This is a genomic window from Streptomyces sp. NPDC018000, assembly GCF_044328025.1.
GTDB lineage: Bacteria > Actinomycetota > Actinomycetes > Streptomycetales > Streptomycetaceae > Streptomyces.
The window spans coordinates 73442-84664 of sequence record NZ_JBIRGM010000021.1 but is presented as its reverse complement, the minus strand read 5'-3'; the positions used below and the strand labels follow the sequence as shown (position 1 = coordinate 84664).

At 69.7% G+C, this 11223-nt stretch carries 10 protein-coding genes; 7 read left to right on the top strand and 3 right to left on the bottom strand.

Going from position 1 to position 11223, the window contains the following annotated elements; genetic code table 11:
- Nucleotides 1-17 precede the first annotated feature (17 nt).
- The 3 genes from ACH4EW_RS27930 to ACH4EW_RS27920 all read right to left on the bottom strand — a co-directional run bounded on the left by ACH4EW_RS27930 (nucleotide 18) and on the right by ACH4EW_RS27920 (nucleotide 4558).
- Nucleotides 18-1274, bottom strand: a complete 1257-nt coding sequence (locus ACH4EW_RS27930; protein ID WP_398261527.1) for a Gfo/Idh/MocA family protein — start codon at nucleotides 1272-1274, stop codon at nucleotides 18-20.
- 58 nt (nucleotides 1275-1332) lie between these two features.
- Nucleotides 1333-3483, bottom strand: a complete 2151-nt coding sequence (locus ACH4EW_RS27925) for a peptidase C14 (RefSeq protein WP_398261525.1) — start codon at nucleotides 3481-3483, stop codon at nucleotides 1333-1335.
- Between the two features lie 208 nt (nucleotides 3484-3691).
- Entirely contained in the window at nucleotides 3692-4558 is an 867-nt protein-coding gene (locus tag ACH4EW_RS27920) for an IclR family transcriptional regulator (protein ID WP_398261523.1), read from the bottom strand.
- 279 nt (nucleotides 4559-4837) lie between these two features.
- Here ACH4EW_RS27920 and ACH4EW_RS27915 point away from each other — a divergent pair, with 279 nt between their 5' ends.
- From ACH4EW_RS27915 to ACH4EW_RS27885, 7 genes are all read left to right on the top strand, one after another.
- On the top strand, nucleotides 4838-6208 hold the full coding sequence (locus ACH4EW_RS27915) for an aspartate aminotransferase family protein (protein ID WP_398261521.1): 1371 nt from the start codon (nucleotides 4838-4840) through the stop codon (nucleotides 6206-6208).
- The gene (locus ACH4EW_RS27910; RefSeq protein ID WP_398261519.1) at nucleotides 6208-7395 is read left to right on the top strand and encodes a mandelate racemase/muconate lactonizing enzyme family protein; all 1188 of its coding nucleotides are present in this window, start codon (nucleotides 6208-6210) and stop codon (nucleotides 7393-7395) included. Before ACH4EW_RS27915 ends, ACH4EW_RS27910 begins: the two co-directional genes overlap by 1 nt.
- Nucleotides 7392-8237, top strand: a complete 846-nt coding sequence (locus ACH4EW_RS27905) for an amidohydrolase family protein (RefSeq protein WP_398261517.1) — start codon at nucleotides 7392-7394, stop codon at nucleotides 8235-8237. The genes ACH4EW_RS27910 and ACH4EW_RS27905 overlap by 4 nt, the downstream gene beginning before the upstream one ends.
- 314 nt (nucleotides 8238-8551) lie before the next feature.
- Nucleotides 8552-9391, top strand: coding sequence for an SDR family NAD(P)-dependent oxidoreductase (locus ACH4EW_RS27900; protein ID WP_398261515.1), 840 nt, complete (start codon nucleotides 8552-8554; stop codon nucleotides 9389-9391).
- Between the two features lie 65 nt (nucleotides 9392-9456).
- The gene (locus ACH4EW_RS27895) at nucleotides 9457-9651 is read left to right on the top strand and encodes a hypothetical protein (protein WP_398261513.1); all 195 of its coding nucleotides are present in this window, start codon (nucleotides 9457-9459) and stop codon (nucleotides 9649-9651) included.
- The gene (locus tag ACH4EW_RS27890) at nucleotides 9648-10151 is read left to right on the top strand and encodes a hypothetical protein (protein WP_398261511.1); all 504 of its coding nucleotides are present in this window, start codon (nucleotides 9648-9650) and stop codon (nucleotides 10149-10151) included. Before ACH4EW_RS27895 ends, ACH4EW_RS27890 begins: the two co-directional genes overlap by 4 nt.
- Nucleotides 10148-11086, top strand: a complete 939-nt coding sequence (locus ACH4EW_RS27885; protein ID WP_398261509.1) for a GNAT family N-acetyltransferase — start codon at nucleotides 10148-10150, stop codon at nucleotides 11084-11086. The genes ACH4EW_RS27890 and ACH4EW_RS27885 overlap by 4 nt, the downstream gene beginning before the upstream one ends.
- The last annotated feature ends 137 nt before the right edge of the window (nucleotides 11087-11223 follow it).

Genomic DNA, 11223 nt, shown 5'->3' with positions numbered 1-11223 from the left:
GCCGGGAAGAGGGCCTGTCACTTGGCCGGCACCGTCTGGACGGTGCCGGTGTGCCGGGCACGTTCGGCGGCGAACGCCGCCAGATGACTGCCGAGGGAGGTGGCGGGACCGGAGCGGACGGCCCCGGCGTCACCGGTGGCGACGGCGGTGACGAATGCGTCGACGAGCGCGGCATCCCCGCCGCCGTGCCCGTCGGCCGCGTTCGAACCGGACGCGCCGAGTTCATGGACGGTGCTCTCGCCGGTCCGGAAGTCCTGCACGGTGACCCGCTCACCGTCACCGATCAGCCAGCCGTGCGAGCCGAAGATCCGGGTCTGCCGATGCGTCTGCTCGGTGAACGCCACCATCTGGAAGGTCGCGGTCACCCCGTCCGTCAGCTGCATCGCCAGCACCTGGTGATCGACCACGTCGTTGTCGCTGCGGTACGCGCAGACGCCGTACGGCCCCTCGCGCAGCGCCTGCACGAGCCCGGCCTCGTCGGTCGCCTCGGTGACATGGGTGACCGGCCAGACCGCACCCTTCTCGCGCAACGTCGGCATGTACAGCTTCGGCGCGCTGTACGGGCAATCGGGCTCGATCGCACAGTCGAGACAGCGGTCGGCGGACCCGGCCGGAGCGTTCTCGGGCCGGAAGTGCTTCAGCCCGCCGAAACCGGTGACCTGTTCGATCCGGCCGCCCATGACATACGTGATCCAGTCCAGGTCGTGGCAGGACTTGGCGAGCAGCATCGGGGAGGACGCCCGCTCACTGCGCCACGGCCCGCGCACATAGCTGTGGGCGTAGTGCCACCAGCCGACCGGCTCCAGATGGTCGAGGGAGACCAGCTGGCCGAGCACGCCGGAGTCCACGACCTTCTTCACCAGGTCGGTGTAGGGGGTGTACCGCATGACATGGCACACCGCGAAGAGGACTCCGGCCCGCTCCACACCCTCGACGATCCGCCGGGTCTCGTCCTCGGTCGGGGCGAGGGGCTTCTCGGCGAGGATCGCGTATCCGGCCTCGGCCAGGGCCAGTACCGGCTCCACATGGAAACGGTCCTGGGTGGCGACGACGACGGCGTCGGCGATGCGGCTGTCGACGAGCGGCCGCCAGTCGTCGAACTCGACGGGTGCACCGGCGGCGGCCCGCGCGGCGGGGCGCGGATCGGCGACGGCGACGAGTTCGGCGCGCTCGGGGTGCGCCTTGATCCACTCGGCGTACGTCAGACCGCGGTTGCCGGCGCCGACGAGCGCGACCCGTACGGGACGGCCGGTGATCGGGGTATGCGTGGACACGGGGAATCCCTGGTACTCGGTGGGTTGGGGCCTGACCCGAACGAGAGGCCCCAAGTGGTCAGAAGCGCAGCGTGGCCGCGGTGTGGGCGACGCGGTCGCCCTCGTCCGGCAGCGCGGTGCGCTCGGTGCCGTCCTCGACGCAGCCGGTGTGCAGCAGGTGGCTGGAGTTGCCGCTGAACGCCGCAGGCCGCAGTTCGAGCCGGCCGCCGGTGAAGGTGGAGCCGGTGGCCCGGTAGCGGTTGGGGCCCTCGGTGACCAGCACATGGGCGGTGCCCTCGGGTGCGGTCGAGTCGAGGCCGGTGAGCTGCCAGTCGACGGTCCGTCCTGAGCCGGTACGGGCCAGCAGGGCGCCGTCCTTGTTGGTGCCGGTCAGACGAGTTCCGTCGATGCGCAGCCGCTGGTCCTTCGCCGAGGTCAACTTGAGCCCGGTGTCACGGAGTTCGCAGCCGAGGACGGTGATTTCGCCGTGCTTGAGCGAGACCGGGGCGGTGTCCTTGGAGCCGGTCAGGGTGCACTGGTCCAGGACGAGCGGACCGCTGCCGTTGAAGACCGCGCCGTCGACGCCCTTCAGTGTGTTGCGCTGCAGGGTGAGCGGGACGGTGACATTGGCCTGGGTTATCTCCGCGCCCGCCGCGAAGGCGAACGAGGAGTCGGCGATCACATTGGGGCGGGCGGACAGGTCCGAGGCCCGGGAGACGATCAGCGGACCGGAGGCCGTACAGCCGCGCAGCTGCACACCGTCGGCGTTCACCCAGAGCATCCCGGAGCCGGCCAGGGACTTCTTGCCGATGACCAGTACGTCTTCCAGCGTCAGATCGGTGATCTTGACGCGGGCCACGAACCAGGAGCAGGCGTGCCTGCGTACGGTGATCCGCTTGGCCCTGCCGCCCCAGGCCGCACCGGAGTTGGCGAAGGTCATCAGTCCGGAGTTGCCGGTGTACACGAGGTCGTGCTCGAACTGCCCGTGCGTCACGAACGGGCCCTCGTCGTCACCGTCGCCGTGGCAGTTGGTGACATAGCAGTAGGCGGAGGCCGTGAAGTCGTTGAGATGACGGGCATTGGAGGTATGACAGTCCTCGACGTGCCCGTACAGGCAGTAGATCTGCTGGGTGAGATAGCCCGCGCCGCCGTAAGTGACGGACTTGGGGTTGGTCAGCGAGCACTGCTCGGTGCGGTAGTACGTGCACCAGCGGCGCATCACCACCGGCCAGAAGGTCCCCATGGCCTCGATCCCGGAGACGTCGCAGCGCACCGCGTACTCGTACGCGACCGGGTGCGAGCCGGTCATCTCGTCCTCGCCCCAGCCCTCGAAGACGAGGTTGCGGACGTGGGCGCGGTCGACGGGCTCGATCCGGGTCCAGGTGAGGGTGCGGCCGGCGGCCAGGTCCCAGCCGATCTGGTAGTTGACCCGGATGTGCGTCGAGTCGACGACTTCGGTGACCTGGACGAGACGCTGGATCTCCTTCTCGTACTTCCCCGACAGGGCGTTGATCTCCACGGCCCACCACTGGCCGACCGAGAACTTCGCCGAGTCGCCGACCTCGAAGAGATCCGAGAGATCCGGCATCGCCGCGCTCAAGGTGTGCGTGACGGTGGTGTCGGTGACGGTGCCGCGGAAGGAGAGGACGGCGCCGAAGGGGTTGTCGTGGGTGTTCTTCTCGATGCCTTCGGTGCGTATGCGGTGGCCGCCGAAGTCGAGTTCGATGTGGGAGCGGTTGAAGAGGTGACGTTTGGTGAGGAGGAGGTCGGTGTGGGCCTCGATGCGGTGGACGCTGTTGTCGGCGATCATCGCGTCGAGGGCGGCGTCGGCCGGTTCCTTCGCGTCGAAGTGGCCGAAGGTGCGGAAGTCGAGGGTTCCGGTGTGGAGCTGGAGCCAGCGGCCGGTCCTGGCGGCGGTGGGTGCGATGACCGTTCCGCCGTTGGGTGCGGCGGTGGACTTGCCGTCCCAGCGCACGGCCATCGCGCCGCCGTCGCCAGGGGCGTGGTAGCCGGCGATCAGGACCTGGGTGCCGTCGTCGAGCGGCTTGGTGTTCAGCGCGCGCAGCTCGGCGACCGTGCCGACACGCAGCACATCGCCTGCATGCGACGGTGCGGCCTGCGCCGAGCCGGAGGCCACGGCCGAACCGGCCATGACCAGACCGGCCAGCCCCGAAGCCCGCAACAGAGCACGACGGGACGAAGCGGAGGTGTGTGGGTGCGGAACGCTCATGCGGACTTCGCCTTCCGAGAAGTGCCGAAAACAAGGGAGCGTTCCTGCGGTGGACTGCCATGAGGCGGATGGCTGAAAAGGGTTCGGTCGTCGGATGTTCACGGTGCGGTGGGCAGGCGCCGGAAGCGGACCGGAAGGGGTAAATCGCCGGTGACGGGTGAGTGTCACCGTGGTTGGCAGGGAACCTACGGTGGGTAGCGCCGATTGGTCAAGACCTGAATCCGTCGGAATGCGGCGGCTCGGTGCCGGATATGTCGTCATCCGCGTCGTCGATGTCGTCGATCCAGCCCAGGGAGACGCTGATCCGCCGGGCCGCGTCCCGTACCTGGCCGCCCAGCTCCTGGTAGCGCCAGGCCGGCAGACCGAGCTTGAGGCCGGTGATGGAGATCGCTCCGGCGCACACCGAACGGTCGTCGAAGACGGGCGCACCGATGCAGATGATGCCCTCGGCGTCCTCCTCGTCGTCCAGGGCGTAGCCGACCCGGGCGATGTCGCGCAGATGCGACAGGAAGGTGGCCGGGTCGGTGATCGTGCGGGAGGTGCGCCGGGGCAGCCCGAACCGCTCGACGACCGCGGCTGCCTCGCTCTGCGGCATGGCGGAGAGCAGCGCCTTGCCCAGGCCCGTGCAGTGCGGCAGTTCGCGCTGTCCCATCCGCAGATCGAGCCGGACGCGCTGGTCGAGCTCGACCTGATCCACGACGACCGCATGGCCGTCCTCGGGTACGGCGAGCCTGGACGCCATGCCGGTGGTCCGGGTGAGCTCGCTCAGGACGGGGTGGGCGACCCCGCGCAGGGACACCTGGGAACGGGCCCGGTCGCCGAGCCGGGCCAGGCTCATGCCGAGCCGGTAGCGGCGGTTCATGCCCTCGCCGTCGTCCGAGACGAGGCCGTAGGCACGAAGGGTCTGGAGCATGCCGAAGGCGGCGCTCTTGGAGATGGAGCAGGCCTGCCCGACCTCCGTGACACTCAGGCCGTTCCCCTGTGCGGGGGCGGCGAGCGCTTCGAGGATGTCCGCTGCCCTGGCCACGCTCTTGACCCAGTACTTCGGCTCTTCTGGGGCAGCACTGTTCGTCATAGCAGAACAGTTTACTGCCTTCAAGGAGGTCGAATTGCGCTTTCTCTGCGAAGGAGCCCTGGAATCTGGCCTTCTGGTGCCCGGAAAGGGGTTGACCGGTCCCGGCGCCGCACGTAACATCCAAAAACTGTTCTGCTCTACAGAACAGCGTTCAGAAAAGCCTCAAGCACTACGGATCAACCTCTTCCTGCGGCGACTGCCGGGCGGATGGCGCCAGGGACTCTCAGGCCGGGCAGGGCCCGAGAAAACCGACGACTCTCGACGCAAGGAGTAAGCGATATGAGTTCAGGCCCGGTAGGCAACGAATCCGGAGCCCGACTCGCCGAGCGCGCCCGGCAGGTCGTACCCGGCGGCGTGAACAGTGGTCAGCGCAGCGTTCCCGGACTGACCGACCTGGTCGTCACCGAAACCGACGGCGCACGGTTCCGTACCGCCGACGGACGTGAGTACACCGACTTCCACTCGGCGTTCGGCCCGCCGCTGCTCGGTCACAACGACCCCGACGTGGCCCGCGCCACCGCCGAGGCCGGCGCCACTCTCGGCCACATGGGCGTCGGCGTCACCGAGGGCGAGGTCCTTCTCGCCGAACAGCTCACCGAACTGATCCCGTCGATCGAGAAGGTGTTGCTCACCAGCACCGGCAGCGAGGCCACGTTCCACGCGCTACGCGTCTCCCGCGCCGCCACCGGTCGCCGCCTGGTCGTCAAGTTCCAGGGCTGCTACCACGGCTGGCACGACGCGGTCAGTCTCAACGTCATCTCCGCACCTTCGATGGTCGGCAGCCACGACCCGATCTCGACCGGCATCCTGCCCGAGGTCCTCGAAGCCACCCTCGTCCTGCCCTTCAACGACAGCGAGGCCGTCCGCCGCACCTTCGCCGAGCACGGCTCCGACATCGCCGCCGTCATCGTCGAACCCGTCCCGCACAACGTCGGCGCACTCCTGCCCCACCAGGAGTTCCTCACCACGCTGCGCGAGGAGACCACCAAGGCCGGCAGCGTCCTGATCTTCGACGAGGTCATCACCGGCTTCCGCCACGACATCGGCGGCTGGCAGAAGATCTCCGGCGTCACCCCCGACCTCACCACCCTCGGCAAGGCCATCGCCAACGGCGCCCCCGTCGGAGCGATCGGCGGCCGCGCCGACCTGATGGACCTCTTCTCCACCCGACCGGGCGCCCCCGCCTTCTTCGCCGGTACGTACAACGGCCACCCGTCCGTCGTCGCCGCCGCCCTCGCCACCTTGCGCAAGCTGCGCGAGGAGCCGGTCCACGAGCATGTCTTCCGGCTCGGCGACCGCGTCCGTACCGAACTGACCGGACTGTACGAGCGCCTGGGCGTTCCCGCCGTCGTCACCGGTTACGGCTCCGTCTTCGTCAGCTACTTCATGCCGGGCGAGACCCCCCGTACCTACGAGGACCTGCTGAACAACGACGCCTCGCTGTTCGTCGGCTACCGTCGCAAGCTTCTCGACCACGGCCTGTTCGAACTGCCGCTCAACCTCAAGCGCAGCCACATCAGCTACGCCCACACCGACGCCGACGTGGACCGTCTGATCGAGGGCACCGAGGCCGCGGTGAAGGCCGTCCTCGCCGACGGCGGCGCCCGTGACCTGGAGAACACCTCCACCATGGGCGGAGCGACCCGCTGATGCTCACTGTCAACCGCACCCGCCCCGCAGGCCCCGCCGGACGGATCACCCGCGTCGAGACCCTGATGCTCGGTACCTCCTGGCGCGACTTCGGCTATGTACGGGTCCACACCGACGAGGGCCTGTCCGGCATCGGCGAGATCACCCACCCCTACCGGGTCCGTGAGGTCTGCGCCCTCACCGAGGCCCTCGGCCGGCGCCATCTCATCGGAGCCGACCCCTTCGACATCGAGGAGCTCTGGCTCCGCGTCTACCAGGGCGACTTCCTGCGCGGCGGCGACATGGGCGGCATCGCCCTGTCCGGCCTCGACCAGGCGATGCACGACCTGATGGGCAAGGCGCTCGGCGTGCCCGCGTACCGACTGACCGGCGGCGCCTGCCGGGACGACGTACGCGTGTACGCCAACGGCTGGTACACCGGCGAACGCGAGCCCGAGACCTTCGCCGCCAAGGCGAAGGAGACCGTGGCGAAGGGTTTCACCGCCCTCAAGTTCGACCCGTTCGGCCCCGGGCTGCATGAGCTCGAGCGCGCCGAACTGCGCCGCTCCATCGGACTCGTGGCCGCCGTCCGCGAAGCCATCGGCCCGGACATCGACCTGTTCATCGAGGGCCACGCCCGGTTCGCCATGCCGACCGCCGCCCGCCTCGTGCGGGAGCTGGAGCCGTTCGACATCGGCTGGTTCGAGGAGCCGATGCCCTGGACCCACATCGAGCGGTACGCGGAGCTGCGCCGGCGCGCCGCCTTCCCGATCTCCGGCGGTGAGCACTTCCACAACCGCTACGAGTACAAGCAGCTCTTCGCCACCGACGCGGTCGACATCATCCAGCCCGACCTCTCGATGGCCGGCGGCTTCACCGAGGTCAGGAAGCTCGCCGCGATCGCCGATACCCACGGCATGCTCGTGGCCCCGCACAACTCCAACTCGCCGCTCTGCACCACCGTCTCGGTGCACGCGGCGCTCGGAATCCCCAACTTCAAGATCCTCGAAACCTTCGACGGACTCCTCGAGGACTACGTCTTCGACGCACTCAAGGGCACCCTCCCGATCGTCGACGGCCACATAGGCCTGCCGACCGCCCCGGGACTCGGCGTCGAGCTCGTCGACGAGGTATTCGAGGAACACCCGCCCAGCCACCGCTTCTGGAACATGTTCGCGGACGGCTGGGAGAAGCGGAACCGGACATGATCGTCGACGTCCACTCACATCTCTTCCGGCACAGCCACGACTTCACCGACCCCTTCAAGTCCGACTCCGCCCGCGCCCACGCGGGCGAGGTCGACCTCACGGTGAAGTGGGAGGAGTACGCGGCAACGGCACCGGAGGGAACCCGCACGATCGTCGTCGGCGGCAAGGCGCGGCGCAGCGGGCTCTGGGTCGACGACGCCGCCGTCGCCTCGTACGCCGCACAGCACCCCGACCGGCTGATCGGCTACCTCTCCCTCGACCCCACCCAGCCCGGCTGGCAGGAGGAACTCCGCTACGGCCACGAGGAACTGGGCCTGCGCGGCATCAAACTGATGCCGATGTACGCGGGCTTCGACCCGGCCGCCGGGGAGTACGACGAGCTGTACGGCTACGCCGAACGGCACGGACTTCCGCTCCTCGTCCACACCGGCACGACCTTTGTGTCGAACGCGCCGCTGGAATGGGCGATGCCCCGGCACCTGGACGCCGTCGCCATCCGGCACCCCGAACTGCGGATGGTCCTCGCCCACCTCGGCCACCCCTTCGAGGGCGAGTGCATCGCGGTCATCCGCAAGCACCCGCATGTGTACGCGGACATCAGCGCCCTGCACTACCGGCCCTTCCAGCTCTGGCACAGTCTGCGGCTGGTCCAGGACTACGGGGTCTTCGACAAGCTGATGTTCGGCAGCGACTACCCGTTCACAACGGTCGACGACTCGGTGAAGGGGATGCGGGAGATCGCCCGCATCCCCGGCATCCCCGGACTGCCGCCGCTGGATGCGGACGCGGTGGAGGAGATCATCCACCGGCCGTCGCTGGACCTGCTCGGCCTGAACGGCTGACCGGGCCGTCCCCACAGACCTGCCGGTACGGAGCACGGGCCACCCCCCTGAGCCCGGGCGCAGCACCGGCAGCGGGCCGCCGCGCTCCCCCTGTGTCCCTGCGCGGCGGCCCATACTTCTCCTTACGGCCTCGCCCACGACAGGGAGCGGGCTCCCGGCGTCATGCGACTCCGCTTGCGGCGTTGTCGTCAGTCAACGACGCTCCGCGTCGTGTCCTTTCTCCGCCTTGCAATCGAAGCCGCATGACGCCGCTCGCTGATCCGCTCCCTAATCGTGGGCGAGGTCGTTATCTCTCCGCCTGGAGGAACCCCGCAATGACCGCAGCCGTCCCGCCCCGCGGCACTGACCGCTTCGACCTGACCGGCCGCACCGCGGTCGTGACCGGAGCCGCCAGGGGCCTCGGCCGGTCCTTCGCCCTCGGGCTCGCCGAAGCGGGCGCCGATCTGGTCCTCGTCGACCTGCCCGGCGCCGACGGCGTCGCCGAGACCGCGGCGGCCGTCGAGGCGCTCGGCCGACGGGTCCGCACCTACGGACAGGACCTCGCGGACATCGACGCGCTGCCCGGCTTCGCCGATGCCGTACGCGCCGAGGCAGGACCGCTGCACATCCTGGTCAACAACGCGGGAACGGCGGCGCTGGAACGCTTCAACGAGATCACCCCCGCAAGCTGGTCGCACATCATGCGGGTCAATGTCGACGCCGTCTTCTTCCTCAGCCAGCGCATCGCCGAACACATGACGGCGGACTCCGTCGCCGGCCGGATCATCACCGTCACGTCGAAGAACGCCCTCGTGGCGGAGGCGGGCCTGGCCCACTACAACGCCTCCAAGGCCGCCGCCCAACTCCTCACCGAGACCCTGGCGGTCGAGCTCGCCCCGCACGGCATCACCGCCAACACCCTTGCCCCCGGCATGGTCGAGACCCCTATCGACGGCGAATTCCCCTTCGACCGGGAGGCCTTCGAATCCGCGTACCGCGAGCGCATCCCGCTCGGCAGGTACGCGCAGCCCGACGAATGCGTGGGCGCACTGCTGCTGCTCGCCTCGGACGCCGGGGCGTACCTCACCGGGGCGCGCATCGTCGTCGACGGGGGAGTGCTGGCCGACCAGATGCCGCGTATGCGCTTCATGCCGCCGTACCGCAACACGATCTGACCGCGGCCGACCGGCAGTCGGTCCTCATCGACCACGCATCGACACCCGCGAGGAGCACTTCCGCCATGCCCGTCAATGCACCGTCCCCAGCCCCCTCCTCCGTCGCGTCATCGCCCTCGTCCCGTCGTGCTCTGTTGCGGGCTTCGGGGCTGGCCGGTCTGGTCATGGCCGGTTCGGCCGTGGCCTCCGGCTCGGCGCAGGCCGCACCGTCGCATGCAGGCGATGTGCTGCGTGTCGGCACGGTCGCCGAGCTGCGATGATCGCCGACAACAGCGTCCACCGCATCGAGGCCCACACCGACCTCCTCTTCACCTGCACCGTCAAGGGCGCCGAGAACGCGGCCCCGATCTCGGTCGGGTCGGCGGATCTGCGGATCGACGGCGGTAGTTACGACAACACCGGCATCGAACTCAGCGCGGTGCGCGACCAGCGGATCACCGTCACCGACGGCACCCGCCTCACCGGTGGCAACAAGGCCAAGGTGCTGCTCGGCCGTGCGACCGGCCCCGGAAAGGTGACCTGGGACATCACCGGGCTCAGCAGCGCCGCCTCGGGGCCGGACACCGCCCATGTCCGCATCGCCGACGGCACGAACCACTACGCGGCGACGGGGAGCCGCTTCACCGGCGGTACGCTCCACCTCGCCCCAAAGGCCCTGGCCCCGGTCCTGCACACCGCCTGCGTGGAGGGCGGCACGAAGCGCAGCGCGATGCCCGCGAACGGCCAATCGGTGCGCACCGACGGGAACCTGACCCTGTGACCGCCGTCATCCGGACCGCGACCGCGACCGCGGCCGACGATCCGGCCCTGGCTGCCCTGTGGCAACAGTGCTTCGACGCCCCGCGCATCGCCGCCCTGCACGCCCTCGATCCGGACCGCCACCGCCACACGTTCGTCGCGCAGAGCGGTCCGGGGGGCGGGATCGACGCGGTCGTCGTCTACGTACCCAGGCTGATCCGCGACGCGCACGGCACCCCGCAGCGGGTCGGCGGCATCGGCAGTGTCGCCACCCGCCCCGAGGCCCGGGGCCGGGGGCTGGTGCGCCGGCTGCTGGTGGAGGCGGAACGCACGATGAGGGCCGAACAGTGCGCCTGGTCACTGCTGTTCACCGGCACGCCCGGCGTCTACCGGGGCTCGGGATGGCAGGAATTCGGCAGTACGTACACCGAGGGCACGCCGGCGTCCACGGCCGCCTCCGGGACCTTCCGGGTCCGTGGGGCCACCGCCGAGGACGCCGCGGAGGTGGCCGCCCTGCACCACGCGTACAACGCGAACACGCCGCTCAGCTCGTTGCGGGCGCCCGAGGACTGGGCGGTGCGGGTGCCTGCCTGGTACGGCCCGGTCGAGCGGTCGCTCGTGGCGGAGGACCCCGTGTCGGGGACGCTCACCGGCTGGATCGTGGCCCAGCACGCGGGGGAGTACGTGGAGGTGAGGGAGTTCGCGGGCGCACCCGAGTGCCTGGGCGAACTGTTCGCCGCCGTCGGTGAACGGGGCCGGGACGCGGGGCTGAGCCGGGCCCGGGTCCGGATTCCGGACGGCCCCGGCGTCCGGGAGTCACTGCCGGCCCTGCTCTCGGATCCCCGGTCGGTCGAGGAGCACGTCGGCATGGCCCGCCCGCTGCACGCCGACGCGGAATCCGTCCGCGCCACGGTCACGGCGCCGGGCGCGGTGCACTGGTACGGCGACTGTTTCTAGTGCCGGTCGCGGCCTTTGGGTGCATGGCCCTAAGAGGTCGGGGGCGCGGCCGGCGCAGGCAGGTGATCGTGCGTCAAACGCCGTTGTCAGTGCCTCCCCATAGAGTTCAATCATCACTCGGGGAGCCTCGGAGGAGG